The organism is Ensifer sp. 2TAB8, from assembly GCF_052115125.1.
In the GTDB taxonomy this organism is placed as follows: Bacteria; Pseudomonadota; Alphaproteobacteria; order Rhizobiales; family Rhizobiaceae; genus Ensifer.
On the sequence record NZ_JBFRGB010000006.1, the window covers coordinates 66,180 to 81,022 of the forward strand.

Sequence of the window (14,843 nt, forward strand, 5' to 3'; positions counted from 1 at the left end):
TGCGCCCCTAGCCGAGATAGGTTCGCGCGAGCAGGTTGGACAGGCTTTCAAGGTCCTGCTCCAACCGATTGTAGACGCTGAGGTTCATGGCTTCCGGCGTCATCACGGCCAGGCCCGAATGCAGGCGCATTGCCTCGCGGTAGAAGGGGGACATCTGCCCATTGACGAAAGCGTTCGGCAACAGTTCGACCTCAGTCTTGATCTCGTTCAACTGGTAGAGAACCGAGCGCGGGTTGAGCGGGTCGAGTGCCAGCAGGTCGGTTACGGTCAATGCGGCGGTGCTGACATTGTAGCGCCTGCGGTGAGTCATCACGCTGTCGCCGATCTCAAGCAGCATGTCGTAGGCGCCGTCGGGTGCATCCGGGCCCGACATGTGCCCGAGCAGCCGCGTCATGTGCAGGCCGCGCTCGAGATAACGGCCGGCCGAAAGAAAACGCCAGCCGGTAAATCGATACATGTTTTCGTGCACGAGACCGGCAAAACCGGCGAGCTTGCGCAAGAGCACGGTCATCGCCCGTGTCGCGTCGTCGCCGGCCTGCACCGTCGCGTGGAACTTGCGCGCCGTCTGTGACAGATCGTTCAGCGCCAGCCAACCGTCCGGCGAAAACCGGTCGCGGATGTTTCCGGCGCTGAAAAGGGCGCTGGAAATGTTGGCAAGCAGGCTGTCGGGCACCGGCTGGCGGGTGTCGATGTCGAGGGCGGCGAGATAGTCGCTGACGTCCCTCAGGAGCGGCAGGTCGGGATCGGCGGTTTCGGCGAAACGTCCGTGCCAGGCGCGCAGGATGCGCAGTGCCCCCTCGGCACGTTCGATGTAGCGGCCGAGCCAGAAGAGATTGTCGGCCGCCCGGCTCGGCAGGCTTCCCGGCATGTTGCGGGTGAAACTCTCTTCGGCCGGAAGCAGCGTCGTGCGTTCGACCGGCCGTTCGCTGACGATCCAGACATCGGCGGCGGTGCCGCCCGCCTGCATTGCAATCGCGGCGACGTCGTCGCCGGAGCCGATACGGGCGAAACCGCCGGGCATGATCTGCCAGCCGTCACGGCTACGCGCTGCAAAGACGCGCAGGCTCATCGGGCGCGGCGTGAGCCGGCCGCGAACCCAGGCAGGCGTTGTCGAAAGCGTGACGACCTCCTGGCCGACGAGCTTGCCGCCTTCGGCGCCAAGCCAATCGGCGATCGATGCACGGGCTTCCTCGTCGAGCGTCGCGCCCAGTACCGACTGGCCGTTGTCGTCGAAAAAGGGGCGTGTGGCATAGGCCGGACCGATGACCATGCGATCGAGGTTGGCAGCAACCTGCTCACGCTCCGCCGGCTGCCCGCACCACCAGGTGGCGATCGAGGGCAGCTTCTGCTCTTCGCCGAGCAGGTGGCGGCAGATCGCGGGCAAGAAGGCGAGGAAGGCGCGTGTTTCGACGATGCCGGTCCCAAGCGCGTTGACGATCGAGACCGATCCGGCGCGAAGCGCCTCGACGATGCCGGGGGTGCCGATATGCGAAGATTGGTTGAGTTCGAGCGGGTCGGCAAAAGCGGCGTCGAGGCGGCGCCAGAGGACGCCGATGGGCTTGAGGCCGGCGACGGTTCGCACCATCACCCGGCCGCCGACGACCGTCAGATCCTCACCCTCGAGCAGCATGAAACCCAGGTAGCGGGCGATGTAGGCGTGCTCGAAATAGGTCTCGTTGGCGATGCCGGGCGAAAGCACGGCGATGCGATCATCCGGATGCAGCTTGCGGCTCTGAAGCGCGTCGCGGAATTCTCCGAAGAAACCCGCCAATCGATGGACATGGGTTTCCGCATAAAGATTGGAGAAGGCCCGTGTGGTCGCGACCCGGTTCTCCAGGGCGAAGCCGGCGCCGGAGGGCGCTTCGGTGCGGTCCGAAAGGACCCACCAGTTGCCGTCGGGACCGCGGCCGATCTCGAAGGAAACGAAATGCAGAAAGTGACCATCGGCCGGCTTCACGCCGACGAGCGGCCGCAGGAACTCGGGATTGGAGGCGACCAGCGCCGGCGGCAGCAGGCCTTCGCGCACCAGCCGGTTCTCGCCGTAGATATCGGCGACCACCTTCTCCAGAAGCTCGGCGCGCTGGACGAGCCCTTGCGAAACCGCCGCCCATTCCTTCTCGTCGATGAGGACCGGGATATGCGATAGCGGCCAGCTTCGGTCAGAGGCCTCCTTGGCCCCGTAGACACGATAGTACACACCGGCGTCGCGCAGATAGCGGTCGGCACGGGCAAAACGATTGGCGAGTTCCGTTTCGTCGAGCCGTCCCAGGGTCGCGAGCAGACGCTGCCAGACAGGGCGGACATTGCCCTCCCGGTCGAGCATCTCGTCGGCGATGTCAGGAAGGGCGCGGTAACCGAAGACCGGATCGTCCTCGGTGCCCGGATGGTTCGCGGCAGCTGTCTGCTTCTTCGCCATTTACGCTCCTGGCGGACGCCTGAGATCAAGCGTCATCGGGAATTCCATCGACGGGCTTTCCGGGCGAAGCGGGTAACCTCCGGGCGTGTGGCCCCAGGGCTCGAACCGCGACAGTCGCCGCGCTTCGGCCTCGTTGCCGTTGACCGGAAACGTGTCGTAGCTGCGCCCACCCGGATGGGCGACATGGTAGACACATCCGCCAATCGCCCGATTCGACCATGTATCATAGATATCGAATGTAAGGGGAGTGTTGACCGATAGCACCGGATGCAACCCCGAGGCCGGCTGCCAGGCCTTGTAGCGGACGCCGGCAACGGCCGAGCCGTTGGAGCCGGTGCGCGTCAACGGTACCGGCCGACCGTTGCAGGCGAGCGTGTAGCGCTCGGGGTTGGCCGTATCGAGCTTCACCTGGAGGCGCTCGACCGAGCTGTCGACATAGCGCACGGTGCCGCCGATCGCACCCTGCTCGCCCATCACATGCCAGGGTTCGAGCGCCTGGCGGATTTCGAGCTTGGCGTCGTGGTACTCGACCTCGCCGCAGAAGGGGAAGCGGAACTCGAGTTGGGCTTCGAACCATTCGGGCTTCAAGTCGAAGCCATGGGCCCTGAGGTCGGCGAGCACTTCGAGAAAATCCTGCCAGACGTGGTGCGGCAGCATGAAGCGGTCGTGCAGCGTCGTGCCCCAGCGTACAAAGCGGCCATCAACAGGGTGTTTCCAGAAGCGGGCGATGAGCGCCCGCACCAGCAATTGCTGTGCGAGCGACATGCGGGCGTTGGGTGGCATCTCGAAGCCACGGAACTCGACGAGGCCGAGACGGCCTGTGGGACCATCCGGTGAGAACAGCTTGTCGATGCAGATCTCGGCCCGGTGGGTGTTGCCGGTGACGTCGACGAGCAGGTTGCGGAACAACCGGTCGATCAGCCAGGGCAAGGGGGGCGGCGTCGCCGATCCCGGCATCGGCACCTGGGCGAGCGCGATTTCGAGCTCGTAAAGCTGGTCGTGTCGGGCCTCGTCGATGCGCGGCGCCTGCGATGTCGGACCGATGAAGAGACCCGAGAACAGATAGGAAAGCGACGGGTGCCGCTGCCAGTGCAGCACCATGCTTTTCAGAAGATCCGGGCGGCGCAGGAACGGGCTGTCGTTGGGATTGGCACCGCCGACGACCACATGGTTGCCGCCGCCGGTGCCGGTGTGACGTCCATCGATCATGAACTTGTCGGCGCCAAGCCGGCTCTGCCGCGCCTCCTCGTAAACCGCGGTGGTGATGTCGACGCAATCCTGCCAGCTGGCAGCCGGATGGATGTTGACCTCGATCACGCCGGGGTCCGGCGCGACGCGGATGACATTGATGCGCTCATCCTGCGGCGGCGCGTAGCCCTCGATGTGCACGGGCAGTCCAATCGCGGCTGCGGCGCGTTCCGCGGATGCGATCAGATCGAGATACTCCTCGATGCTGGCCATTGGCGGCATGAAGACGCAGAGCCTGCCGTCGCGCGGCTCGACGCTGATGGCGGTGCGCACCAGCCCTGCTATTTCGTCGCGTGGCTGCGCCTGCGGGGTCTCCGGTACTTCGGCGGCCTGAAAGCGGGAATGCTGCGGGCGGGCGCTGCTTTCGGCGAAGTCAGGCAGATCGTCCCGGGGAACGGTCGGATCGACCGGATGGATATAGGGATAGGCGGAGGGCGCGACATAGGGCAGGGCGCCGAGCGGCAGGCGGTAGCCGACGGGGCTGTCGCCGGGAACGAGGAAGATGCGACCGCGGCGCGTCTGCCATTTCTCGCTCATCCACCGCACACCGGTGGCACGCGCATTCCAGGCTTGCACAGGCAGCACGTAGCCGGTCGGCGTCGTCAGGCCGCGCTCGAAGACGCGAGCCATGCGGCTGCGCTCTTCGGGGTCCTTCAGCTTGGAATTGGAGGGATCGACGTTCTCAGGGAGGTTTGCCTCCTTCAGCAGCCAGTCGGCGGGGTCTTCGAAGGCCGGTTGGACCATCTCGGTCGGCACGCTCAATTCGCCTGCCATCAGATGCAACAGATGTTCGGCGTGCTTCTCGGTGACGTCATGGTGGCCGGTCTCCTCGGCGATGAGATCGGGGCGGCGCCAGATCGGCACACCGTCCTTGCGCCAGTAGAGCGAGAACGTCCAGCGCGGCAGGCTTTCGCCGGGGTACCATTTGCCCTGGCCATAGTGCAGGAAGCCACCGGGCGCGAAGCGCTCGCGCAGACGGCGGATCAAAGTGTCCGCCTTCTCGCGCTTGGTCGGGCCGACCGCTTCAGTGTTCCACTCCTCGGACTCGAAGTCGTCGATCGAGACGAAGGTCGGCTCGCCGCCCATCGTCAGGCGGATGTCATTTTCCTGGAGAACCCGGTCGACCTCTTCGCCGAGTGCATTCAGCGCCTCCCAGCTCTCGTCGGAGAACGGCTTGCTGATGCGCGGATGTTCGGCGACACGCGTCACCTTCATGTCGAAGGCGAAATCGGTGCGGGTATCGGGGTCGCCGAAGAAGCCGCCTGAGATCGGTGCGGCGTTGCGAAAATGCGGTGTGGCGGCCAGCGGAATATGGCTTTCGCCGGTCAACAGGCCCGAGGTCGGATCGAGCCCGACCCAGCCGGCACCCGGCAAGTAAACCTCGGCCCAGGCGTGCAGGTCGGTAAAGTCGTGGTCGGTGCCCGACGGGCCGTCGAGCGCCTTGAGGTCGGGCGTGAGCTGAATGAGATAGCCGGAAACGAAACGGGCGGCGAAACCGAGATTGCGCAGGATCTGTACCAGCAGCCAGCTCGAATCGCGACAGGAACCCCGGGCCGACGTCAGTGTGTTCTCCGGCGTCTGTACACCCGGCTCCATGCGGATCACATAGCCGATCTCGTTTTGCAGGCGCGCGTTGAGGCCAACGACCATGTCGATGGTGCGTTGCCGCGAGCGGTCGACGGTCGCTATGAAGGCGCTCAGTGCCGGGCCGACCGGTTCCGGCGTCATGTAGATCTTGAGGTCGTCTCCGAGGTCTTCGGGGTAGGGGAAGGGCCAGTGTTCGGCTTCCTCTTCAACGAAGAAGTCGAAGGGATTGTAGACTGTCATGTCGGCGACGAGGTCGACCTCGATCTTCAGTTCGCTGACCGGATCGGGAAAGACGAAGCGGGCAAGGTAGTTGCCGTAGGGGTCCTGCTGCAGATTGACGAAGTGGTTGGCGGGCGAAACCTTCAGCGAGTGGCTGATGACCTTGGTCTTGGAATGGGCCGCCGGCTTCAGCCGGATGATCTGTGGCGACAGTCTTACGGGACGGTCATAGGTATAGTGGGTCAGGTGATAGATACTGGCCTTGATCGACATGCCTGATTTGATCCCCTTCGTGGCGGGTCTGGCGCCCCCCATCGCCACGAATTTTGTGCAATGCAAATCGAGAATGCAAGCGCGAAAGCGTGCCGGGAAAATCAAGGCGGCGCAACGCTTTCGCACGCCGGTGTGGGGCGTGCGAAAGCGGTTGCCTGACAGTTAGACGAGCGGCGGATTGATGCGAGCGAACCCTTCCTGGCGATAATAGGGGAAGTAGGGATAGGCGGGGGTCGTCTTGCTCGCTTCGTCGAGGCGGGCGATCTGTTCCGGCGACAGCGACCAGCCGACCGCGCCGAGGTTCTGGCGGAGCTGCTCTTCGTTGCGGGCGCCGATGATGACGCTCGAGACCGTCGGGCGCTGCAAGAGCCAGTTGATGGCGATCTGCGGGATCGTCTTGCCGGTTTCCTCGGTCAGTTGATCGAGCACGTCGACGACGTCGTAAAGCTTCTCGTCGTCGACCGGCGGGCCGAAGGCGGCTGTGTCGTGCAGGCGGCTGCCTTCGGGCCACGGCTGGCCGCGGCGGATCTTGCCGGTGAGACGCCCCCAGCCGAGCGGGCTCCAGACGAGTGCGCCGACGCCCTGGTCGGCACCAAGCGGCATCAGCTCCCACTCGTAGTCGCGACCAACAAGCGAATAGTAGACCTGGTGGGCGACATGGCGCACGAGGCCGTGTTTCTCCGAAACCGCCAGCGATTTCATCAACTGCCAGCCGGCGAAGTTGGAGGCCCCGACGTAGCGCAGCTTGCCGGCGGTGACGAGATCGTCGAGCGTCGAGAGCGTTTCCTCGACCGGTGTGCCGGCGTCGAAGGCGTGTAGTTGCAGGAGGTCGATATAGTCGGTGCCGAGCCGCTTCAAGGCATCGTCGACGCCCTTGACGAGACGTGTACGAGACGTGCCGGCGTCATTCGGTCCGTCGCCCATCGGCAACGCCATCTTGGTCGAGAGGAGCGCGGCGTCGCGCCGTCCCTTGATCGCCGCACCGAGCACGCTCTCGGAAGCACCGTCGGAATAGACGTCGGCCGTGTCGAAGAGGTTGACGCCGGCTTCCAGCGAAATGTCGATCATGCGTCGTGCTTCGGCCGCGTCGCTATTGCCCCAGGCGCTGAACAGCGGTCCCTTGCCGCCGAAGGTTCCAGCACCGAAGCTCAAGGCCGGCACTTTCAGTCCCGATGATCCAAGCCGTCTATATTCCATGTCGTAGAGCTCCTCGTTGGCTTTGCCTGTTCAGCGACACTTGTTGTCAGTGCGTCGCTTCAAGGAGGAAGGTGGTGTTGGGAGCATTTGAGATGTAGACCGCATCAAGGAACATCATTTGTGAGTTGAAGTCACATGTCGCGTTTGACGATCAATCGTTCGGGGGAGATGGCGGTTTTTGCCAAGGTGGTGGAGCTTGGCGGCTTTTCGGCTGCGGCGAAGGTCTGCTGCATGACGCCCTCGGCCGTCAGCAAGCTCGTCCAGCGGTTGGAAGAGAGATTGGGCGTCCGGCTCGTCAACCGGTCGACGCGGCGACTGCAACTGACGGCGGAAGGCTGCGCCTTCTACGAACGGGTCGTGCGCATCCTCACCGATATCGACGAGGCGGAACGCTCGGCGGGTGCCGGCGAAACGCCGGAGGGCCGCGTGCGGCTCAATGTCAGCGCTTCCTACGCGACGCATGCGCTGATGCCGGTGCTGCCGGAATTCCTGGCGGAATTTCCCTCGGTCTCCCTCGACATCCTGCAGACGGACGCCGTCGTCGATCTGATGGCGGAGCGGGTCGATATTGCCGTGCGCGCCGGTCCGCTCAAGACATCGAGCCTGATCGCACGCAAACTCGGCACCACGTCGATGACGATCGTCGGGGCTCCAGCCTATCTCGATCGCTTCGGAATGCCCCAGACCATCGAGGATATCGAGGCGCACAACCGGCTGAGCCATAGCTACGCGCGGGCGATCGATGGTTGGCCGTTGCTTTCGAATGCGGAACAGATCGCCCTGCCGCCGACCGAACGGGTGCGGGTCAGCGATGGCGAGGGCCTGCGCCAACTTGCCCTTGCCGGCGTCGGCCTCGTCCGGCTTCCGACCTTCACAGTCAGGGAGGATATCCGCGCCGGCCGGCTGCTGCCGCTGGTCGAGCATCTCAATCCCGGTGACGCCGAAACATTCCACGCCGTGTTTCTCGGCCAAGGCGGAGCCTTGCCGTCGCGCGTGCGGGTCCTGCTCGATTTTCTGGCTACGCGCGCGCGGATTTCGTCTTCGTGAAGTGGGAAAGGCTGGCCTCGGCCGGCTGGCCGCAGACGCGGTTGCGACCTTCGGACTTGGCACGATAGAGCTCCGTGTCGGCGCTCTCGATCAGGTGCCTCCAGCCGCCATTCGCCGTGCGGCCCTCCGCCACACCGAAGCTGGCGGTGACGTTCAGTTCCTGCCCGTCGGCAACGACGATCGGCTCGCGCGCAAGATTGGCCCGTATCCGCTCCGCCAGCGCAAGGGCCGACTCGATGCTGTCGCCGGGGGTGATGATCGCGAACTCCTCGCCGCCGAAACGGGCGACCAGATCAGTGTTGCGCACGGAGTTGCGGATGATGCGGGCCGTTTCCTTGAGCACGATGTCGCCGACGAGGTGGCCGTGGGTGTCGTTGATCTGCTTGAAGTGGTCGATGTCCATCAGGATCAGACAGGCATCCTGGTTGCTGTCGGCCGTGTCTTGCGCTCCGCCGATGAGTTCGAGGGCGCGGCGGTTGAGCAGGCCGGTCAGTTCATCGGTTTCCGCCTGGCGTTCGAGGTGCTGCATCAGCAGCATGCGTTCGTCGAGGCGCTTGCGCAGCACGTCGATCGCATCGAACAGGCGCCCCATCTCGCCTTCGCCGCCCTTGCCCTGAAGGCGGGCGATCGGCCGGTCATTGGCGAGCTCGATGATGCTGTGGCGGGCGATCAGCAACGGCTCGAAGACGAGCGAACGGGCGCGGCGCATCAGGACCAGCAGCACCAGGAACAGGGCAAAGGTCGCGAGGCTGGCAACGGCCAGCTTGACCGAGGCCCGTGTCTTGTTTGCCGCAAGCCGCTCGACGGTTGCATCCATGAAGGCGCGGCGCAGATCCTCGAGTGGCTTCATCTTCGGGACGAAGCGGTCGGTCAGCTGCTCGGCAGTCATCGGGTAGGCGCCCGATTTCTTGCCGATGGCAACGATGCCGTCGATGATCGCAAATCCTTCGCCGAAGAAATCGTGGTCGATCCTGGCGAGATCCGCGATGTTGGCCGGTTTCAGGCCGGGAAGGGCGCCGGGCTTGCCGACGATGGACCAGATTTCCTGCAGCCTGCCGCGGGTGCGCTCGCTGTCGGCGATGTTCTTCGCCGCAAGCGGCTGGCCGACGGCAACCGGAGCCATGACCTGCGAGCCGAGGCGGCCGCCATCCTCGCGCAGATTGCTGAGCATCTGTGCGGCAAGCGCGATGCCGGCGAGGTTCGGGTCGGTGTTGGTCAAGCGTTGAATGTTCCAGTCGATGGCCGGGCGAAGTGCGTCGATGACGCCGAACATCGCCTCGATCGTCGCCTGGATTTCCGTCAGGTCCCGTTGTTCGGGCGGAAGCGCGGCAATGCGGTCGATTTCGGCGCGTGCCAGCATCAGGCGGCGGCGAACCTCGACGAGTATGGGCGAGAGGGCGCCGGCAGGCTCAGAACGGCTGGCATTGTTGATGTCTTGGGTCAGCGTGGTGAGTGCTTCGTCGCTGCGGGCGCGAAACTCAGCCAGCCGGGCCTGGACCGGCGAGCCGGGCGCCACGCCGATTCCGAGCACGCCATTGGACGGGCCACGTTCGGCCGAGAGGTAATTTGCGGCGTCGAGCACCCGGCAGAAGGCCATGACCTCGGTTAGGTTGCGGCGGGCGATGACGAAGTCGCTATAGGATGCGGCTATGATTTCGGTGGCGAGCACGCCGGTACAGGCAACGACGATGGCGAGGAGCCATTGGAGCTTGCGACGCAGCGCCTTCGCCGCGCGCGCTTCTGCAACGCCCGTTTTCGGGGGCGTATAGCTGCCGCCATTGTTCTTCATGTACGCGAAGTTGCTCCACTCATGTCGCCGCTCATCGCTTTGGCTGTCGCGACAATTCTTGTCGGGTGACAAGAAACCCATTCGAAATCAGTGTGCTCGTTGCCCCTGTTATCGTATAAGGTGTTAAATAAGCTTGAAATACCCTGAAATACTAGGGGCCGCGCCGCAACCGAGGGATGCGCGTGGTGCAGAGCAGAGGCGCGCGCTCCGTCAACGCTTTGCGCCCCGCGGATCGAAAAAGGCCCGCCTCCGGATGGGAGGCAGGCCTCGTCTCATGCGAGCGTCGATGGCGCGCGCTTCAGCGTTTCGGTGCGACCAAAGCAAAAAGGGCGCCTTGCGGGTCGAGCGCCTGAACGATCCAGGCGCCGCCGGGCACTTCCATCGGCTCGAGCACGACCTTGCCACCGCCGGCCTTGATGCGCTCGATCGACGCGTCGAGTGCGGGCACGTTGATGTAGTAGAGCCAGTAAGGTGCGGGTACTTCCTTCGGCTTGGTCATCATTCCGCCGATCGGCGCGCCGCCATGGGCAAAGATCTGGTAGATGCCCATGTCGCCCATGTCCATGCCGTGGTCCTTGGTCCAGCCGAAGAGCTCGGCGTAGAATGGGAAGGCGGTGTCAAGGTCGCCGGACGCAAGCTCATGCCAACCGACGAGACCGGGTGCCATCGGATCGGTGACCGGCGGCGGATCGCCCGTTCCCTTGAAGATCGAAAACACGGCGCCGTGCGGGTCGGTCACGACGGCAAAACGCCCAATGCCGGGGATATCGTCCGGCGCCCGGTGAACCTTGCCGCCCTTGGCAGCGATCTTGGCGGCGGTCGCGTCGACATCATCGACGCCGATATATCCGAGCCAGGCGGGCGGCACCTTCATTTCGAGCGCGCCTTCCGGCATCGTCATCAGTCCGGCAACCGGGATCTCGCCCACGTTGAACAGCGTATAGCTGATGCCGGGCATACCGGAATCGCGGGCATCCCAGCCGACCACGTCCTTGTAGAACGTCTCGGCCGCGGCCATGTCCGTCGTCATCAGTTCATACCAAACGAATTTGCCGTGATCTGCCATCGCCTTCCTCCAGTTTGCTTGGGCGGCGCCTGTCGCGCCGCTTGGTTGCATGTTCGAATGAGCCCCTTTCGGATCGAGCAGGCGGACTGCGGCCGATAATCGAACGCAGATCGTCGCCCGTTCAATCCCGGCGCAGGTATTCCGCCGTCATCATGTCTTTCCAGCTTCCGTCCGGTGCCTGCATCTGCGCCTTCAGCAGGCGCCGGGATTGATCGATGAGCGTGATGACGTCCCGGTAGCGTGCAGTCTTGCCCGGGTTTTCGAAATCCGGTCCGTCGCAGTAGAGCGACAGGGACGTGCCTTCCGCATTCAACTCGCCGTCATAGACCCACATGTGGGTCAGCATGGAACCGACCCAGGTGCCGATGTAGCGTTTCGTTTCGGGATCGTAGCCGAGCGTCATCAGCGTTTCGCCGAAGCTGCCGCCCGGCATCGTTCCCTTGCCTTCAGAGACGATCCAGAGACCCTGAAGCGAGCGAACGTGCTCAGTCCAGGGGCCGCTGCCGTCGGGCTCGCCGTCGGCTCCAGCCGTGCGTACCTGCCAGTCGCCCAGCAGTTGCTCGAGCCAGCGGTGCGCTTCCTCCGGTTCTGCTCTCACGGCATTTCCTTCTTGGTCCGGGCGCAGGTCATCGACCCGGCCAGCGAGCGTTCTGAAAACGATCTCGCAGGCGAAAGGTTCCGCCTGCGACGACGCGGCCGGTCAGCCTGCCTTGCGTCCGGGTTCCCGGTCGTATTCGTCGTGGCGACGGACGAAGCTCATCGTCCGGTCTTCGTTACGGCCCTTCGGCGCGCGGTCGAGCAGCATCAGCGTGCCGACCAGTTCCTCGAGACCGCGGGCATAGGACGAATAGGTGTGAAAGATCGTGCCGTCCTCGTCCTTCTGGAAGGCACTCAGTCCCGGCAGTTCCTCATGCGCGTTGGCGCTTTCGGTCTCGGTGAAATTGTAGGCAACCTTGCCGCTTGCCAGTTCGTCCGGAGAAAAGGCGACGTGGAAATCACGATTGAAGCCATTGCCCTCGGCCGAGACCCACGGGAAGTGCCAGTCCATGCGCTTCCTATAGGCTTCGATCTTCGCAAGCGGTGCGTTCGATGCGGCAATCAGCGTCACGTCGTGGTGGTTGAGGTGCGGCAGCATGCCGGCGAAATGATCGACCAGGAACGAGCAGCCAGGGCAACCGGCCTCCCAGCTGGGGCCGAACATGAAATGGTAGACGATGAGCTGGCTGCGGTCGTCGAAAAGCTCGGACAGTGACTTGCGCCCGCTTGCGGTGTCGAAGACGTAGGTCTTGTCCATCTTCACCCAGGGCAGGGCCAGCCGGGCGGCGTTGACCCTGTCGCGTGCGTGCGTGTGTTCCTTTTCCAGCGCCAGCAGGTCTTTGCGCGCTTTCAACCACTCCTGAGGCGATACGACTGCCTGGTCCTGTCTCATGCCCGTTCCTCCTTCCAACGTTGCACTTGACTATTTACGTTGATATCAACATTAATCAGGCATGTCAAAGATGCCTTCGATCCCGTTCGAGACCACCTTGCATGTGAGGGATACCTGCCTCTGCCTGCATGTGCAGCGCGCCGCGCGCGCCATTGCCCGGCGGTTCGACGAGGCGCTACGCCCCTTCGACATCACCAACGGGCAGTTCTCGCTGCTGATGTCGCTCAACCGTCCGGAGCCGCCGAACATGGGTTCGGTGGCGTCGCTGCTCGCGATGGATCGGACGACGCTGACGGCAGCGCTCAAGCCGCTGGAGCGGCGTGGCTTGATCGAGAGCTTTCCCGATCCGGAGGACCGGCGGTCGCGGCGGCTGCGGCTGACACAGGAAGGTGAAGCGCTGCTGTTGCGCGCGCTACCGATCTGGAAGGCGTTGCATGCGGCGCTCGATCCGGTACTTGGCGACGGTGGGCCGGACCGCCTGCGCGCGGACCTCCTGACGCTGGCCTGAGCCGTCTCGGCTCAGGAGGCCGGGTCTTCAGGCGAAGAACGTTCCTTGAACACCTCAATGATCTCCGCGATCAGGGCCGAGGCCTGCCGCAGGCGCCTTTCACCCAACTCGGCACCAAGCCTGTCGGCCCAGGCGGCCTGCCGCTCCTTGATCTCGTCAAGCGCCGTTTCCCCCGTCGCCGTGAGCACCATGAGCTTTGCTCTTTGGTGGGTCGGATTGTCCCTGTAGTCGATCAGGCCTTCCGCCTCCAAAAGGTCGGCGATGCGCTGCACGCCCTGGCGCGCGAGGCCAAGCGCGCGGGCCGCATCGGCGACCGACATGGGGGCGTGGTTTGCCGCGGCCAGCACCTGCCAGCGGGCGCTGGTCTGCCCGGAGGGTTTGGCGAGCGCGTCGCCGGCGTGTGTCAGTGGACCGGCAAGCCGCAGCACCGATATCGCGAACTCCGCAAAGGCGTCTCCGGCGGGCGTCCGATCAGGGTCTTTCATGTTGACAGCACCATCGTTGTGTGGATGTTTATATGACACCATGTTGTCATAATGTGATCCCTTCAGCAAGGGAGAAGAGGGCATGGCGAGAAGGACTTACAGGGGCGGTTGCCATTGTAGCAAGGTGCGATACGAGGCGACGTTCGGCCGGAACGACGCGATGCAATTGCTCGTTCTGTACGAAGACCCGCTATTGGGGCGGGCAGGTCCAGCCGGAGGATTTTCGCCTCCTGTCACCGGAAGATGCGGTTGGGCTCTATCAGTTCGGCTCCAAGGTCGGAAGCCACCATTTCTGCCCCGCCTGCGGCGTCGCCTCCTATAGTCATGGTTATGTTGAGGAGCTCGGCGGCGCCTATTGCAGCATCAATGTCGCCACGCTGGACGACGTCGAACCGTCCGTCCTTGCAGAGGTGTCGGTGCAATATCTGGATGGCCGGAACGACCGATGGGATGAAACGCCGGCCGAGGTTCGTCATCTCTGACTTGCGTGCCGGAAACTTGCTTGTTATTGACAATATGTTGTCAACATGGCACATGGTCTGCATGAACTTCACCTGGCACAGTGTTGCCAGCCGGGTGGGCGGCAAAAGGGCCTGTCTGGCCCGCCAAGCAGGAGCGACGGCTATGAAACTGACCTACAAAGGAAGCTGCCATTGCGGAAACATCCGCTACGAGGCCGATATCGACCTCGACGCGGGCACCGGCAAGTGCAACTGCTCGATCTGCTGGAAGCGGCGCTACTGGGGCGTGGTCGTCAAGCCTGATGATTTTCGCCTGCAGTGCGATGAGGCCAACATCGCCGACTATCAATTCGCCAGTAAAAGCGCGCATCACCGCTTCTGTAAGACCTGCGGCATTGCCGCTTTCGGTCATGGCTACATCGAGGAAATCGGCGGCGCCTACTACTCCGTCAACCTTGCCTGCCTCGACGATCTCGATCCAGCGGTGCTCGCCGAGGCGCCGGTGCAATACATGGACGGACGCAACAACAACTGGTTCCATGCGCCCGCCGAGACGCGTCACCTCTGACGCCTGGAGACGGCTGGGCGTTCACATCCTGCGAAATTCGAGGTGGTAGGTGACTTCTTCGCCGGTCCTCGGGTCGATGGCCGGTGCGCCGTAGATCACCAGCTTGTCGCCCTCCACGACGAAGGGTCGGATCAGCTCTGACATGCCCCAGGCCGGGTTCCAGCTCGCATCCAGGTGGTGGATGATCCGGCCGTCTTCGAGCCTGTAGCTTCCGGCATAGGCAAGCATCGTATCGAAGAGCGCTGCCTTCTCGTCGTCCGTCGGCACGGCGCCCTTCAGTTTCGGGCGATCGCGCTTCACCACGACGGCGGTGACCCGGCCATCCCCGTCATAGGAGAGATAGCCGATCGGATCGGCGCCCATCGCATCGCTGGTTTCGCCTGTCGCGACAACCTCGCGTTTCCAGGAGAGCATCTTCCACGTGCCGAGCAGTTCGGATGTGTTTGCCATGACCCGCCTCTTAATCTTAGGGTGGTCTAAAATACCAGATGCACCTCATCCGGCAAAGAAGGCAGCGGTGCTGAACGCGGCCATACGACCGCAAAATCCG

12 protein-coding genes and 1 pseudogene are annotated in these 14,843 nt (G+C 63.8%); 4 read left to right on the forward strand and 9 right to left on the reverse strand.

Going from position 1 to position 14,843, the window contains the following annotated elements; translation table 11 throughout:
• Positions 1 to 7 precede the first annotated feature (7 nt).
• The 3 genes from AB4Z53_RS12680 to AB4Z53_RS12690 form a co-directional block, all read right to left on the reverse strand.
• The gene (locus tag AB4Z53_RS12680) at positions 8 to 2,416 is read right to left on the reverse strand and encodes a circularly permuted type 2 ATP-grasp protein (protein WP_441596173.1); all 2,409 of its coding nucleotides are present in this window, start codon (positions 2,414 to 2,416) and stop codon (positions 8 to 10) included.
• Positions 2,417 to 5,743: a transglutaminase family protein gene (locus AB4Z53_RS12685; RefSeq protein ID WP_441596175.1), complete on the reverse strand. Its 3,327-nt coding sequence runs from the start codon at positions 5,741 to 5,743 to the stop codon at positions 2,417 to 2,419.
• A 162-nt stretch (positions 5,744 to 5,905) separates the two neighbouring features.
• Positions 5,906 to 6,940, reverse strand: a complete 1,035-nt coding sequence (locus AB4Z53_RS12690) for an aldo/keto reductase (protein ID WP_113541170.1) — start codon at positions 6,938 to 6,940, stop codon at positions 5,906 to 5,908.
• A 135-nt stretch (positions 6,941 to 7,075) separates the two neighbouring features.
• On the opposite strand from AB4Z53_RS12690, the gene AB4Z53_RS12695 reads away from it, so the two are divergent.
• Positions 7,076 to 7,987 carry a LysR family transcriptional regulator gene (locus AB4Z53_RS12695; protein ID WP_441596177.1) on the forward strand — a complete coding sequence of 304 codons (912 nt, stop codon included), beginning with the start codon at positions 7,076 to 7,078 and terminating at the stop codon, positions 7,985 to 7,987.
• Here the strand turns inward: AB4Z53_RS12695 and AB4Z53_RS12700 are convergent.
• The 4 genes from AB4Z53_RS12700 to AB4Z53_RS12715 all read right to left on the reverse strand — a co-directional run bounded on the left by AB4Z53_RS12700 (position 7,959) and on the right by AB4Z53_RS12715 (position 12,271).
• Positions 7,959 to 9,776 (reverse strand): GGDEF domain-containing protein, encoded by a 1,818-nt coding sequence (locus AB4Z53_RS12700; protein WP_441596179.1) that lies wholly within the window; start codon positions 9,774 to 9,776, stop codon positions 7,959 to 7,961. The genes AB4Z53_RS12695 and AB4Z53_RS12700 overlap by 29 nt on opposite strands.
• A 298-nt stretch (positions 9,777 to 10,074) precedes the next feature.
• Positions 10,075 to 10,842 (reverse strand): VOC family protein, encoded by a 768-nt coding sequence (locus AB4Z53_RS12705; protein ID WP_113541173.1) that lies wholly within the window; start codon positions 10,840 to 10,842, stop codon positions 10,075 to 10,077.
• A 121-nt stretch (positions 10,843 to 10,963) separates the two neighbouring features.
• Complete coding sequence (locus AB4Z53_RS12710; RefSeq protein WP_441596181.1) at positions 10,964 to 11,440, reverse strand: DUF1579 domain-containing protein; 477 nt, start codon at positions 11,438 to 11,440, stop codon at positions 10,964 to 10,966.
• Between the two features lie 102 nt (positions 11,441 to 11,542).
• On the reverse strand, positions 11,543 to 12,271 hold the full coding sequence (locus tag AB4Z53_RS12715) for a DUF899 domain-containing protein (RefSeq protein WP_441596183.1): 729 nt from the start codon (positions 12,269 to 12,271) through the stop codon (positions 11,543 to 11,545).
• 61 nt (positions 12,272 to 12,332) lie between these two features.
• Between AB4Z53_RS12715 and AB4Z53_RS12720 the strand changes: the two genes are divergently transcribed.
• Positions 12,333 to 12,779 carry a MarR family winged helix-turn-helix transcriptional regulator gene (locus tag AB4Z53_RS12720; RefSeq protein ID WP_113541175.1) on the forward strand — a complete coding sequence of 149 codons (447 nt, stop codon included), beginning with the start codon at positions 12,333 to 12,335 and terminating at the stop codon, positions 12,777 to 12,779.
• An 11-nt stretch (positions 12,780 to 12,790) separates the two neighbouring features.
• Here the strand turns inward: AB4Z53_RS12720 and AB4Z53_RS12725 are convergent, their stop codons facing one another.
• A complete protein-coding gene (locus AB4Z53_RS12725) occupies positions 12,791 to 13,264 on the reverse strand; it encodes a MarR family winged helix-turn-helix transcriptional regulator (protein WP_113541204.1) in 474 nt (157 codons plus the stop codon).
• Positions 13,265 to 13,346: 82 nt separating this feature from the next.
• Here AB4Z53_RS12725 and AB4Z53_RS12730 point away from each other — a divergent pair.
• Positions 13,347 to 13,746: pseudogene (locus AB4Z53_RS12730) on the forward strand (GFA family protein).
• Positions 13,747 to 13,888: 142 nt separating this feature from the next.
• On the forward strand, positions 13,889 to 14,293 hold the full coding sequence (locus AB4Z53_RS12735) for a GFA family protein (protein ID WP_113541176.1): 405 nt from the start codon (positions 13,889 to 13,891) through the stop codon (positions 14,291 to 14,293).
• A 21-nt stretch (positions 14,294 to 14,314) separates the two neighbouring features.
• Here AB4Z53_RS12735 and AB4Z53_RS12740 read toward each other — a convergent pair whose 3' ends face one another.
• Positions 14,315 to 14,743 (reverse strand): lipocalin-like domain-containing protein, encoded by a 429-nt coding sequence (locus AB4Z53_RS12740; protein WP_113541177.1) that lies wholly within the window; start codon positions 14,741 to 14,743, stop codon positions 14,315 to 14,317.
• Positions 14,744 to 14,843: the final 100 nt, after the last annotated feature.

What these genes read in the sequence shown, in the direction of transcription:
- AB4Z53_RS12680 (WP_441596173.1), bottom strand. Translation starts at nt 2,416, where the DNA reads ATGGCGAAGAAGCAGACAGCTGCCGCGAACCATCCGGGCACCGAGGAC.
- AB4Z53_RS12685 (WP_441596175.1), bottom strand. Translation starts at nt 5,743, where the DNA reads ATGTCGATCAAGGCCAGTATCTATCACCTGACCCACTATACCTATGAC.
- AB4Z53_RS12690 (WP_113541170.1), bottom strand. Translation starts at nt 6,940, where the DNA reads ATGGAATATAGACGGCTTGGATCATCGGGACTGAAAGTGCCGGCCTTG.
- AB4Z53_RS12695 (WP_441596177.1), top strand. Translation starts at nt 7,076, where the DNA reads ATGTCGCGTTTGACGATCAATCGTTCGGGGGAGATGGCGGTTTTTGCC.
- AB4Z53_RS12700 (WP_441596179.1), bottom strand. Translation starts at nt 9,776, where the DNA reads ATGAAGAACAATGGCGGCAGCTATACGCCCCCGAAAACGGGCGTTGCA.
- AB4Z53_RS12705 (WP_113541173.1), bottom strand. Translation starts at nt 10,842, where the DNA reads ATGGCAGATCACGGCAAATTCGTTTGGTATGAACTGATGACGACGGAC.
- AB4Z53_RS12715 (WP_441596183.1), bottom strand. Translation starts at nt 12,271, where the DNA reads ATGAGACAGGACCAGGCAGTCGTATCGCCTCAGGAGTGGTTGAAAGCG.
- AB4Z53_RS12720 (WP_113541175.1), top strand. Translation starts at nt 12,333, where the DNA reads ATGTCAAAGATGCCTTCGATCCCGTTCGAGACCACCTTGCATGTGAGG.
- AB4Z53_RS12725 (WP_113541204.1), bottom strand. Translation starts at nt 13,264, where the DNA reads ATGAAAGACCCTGATCGGACGCCCGCCGGAGACGCCTTTGCGGAGTTC.
- AB4Z53_RS12735 (WP_113541176.1), top strand. Translation starts at nt 13,889, where the DNA reads ATGAAACTGACCTACAAAGGAAGCTGCCATTGCGGAAACATCCGCTAC.
- AB4Z53_RS12740 (WP_113541177.1), bottom strand. Translation starts at nt 14,743, where the DNA reads ATGGCAAACACATCCGAACTGCTCGGCACGTGGAAGATGCTCTCCTGG.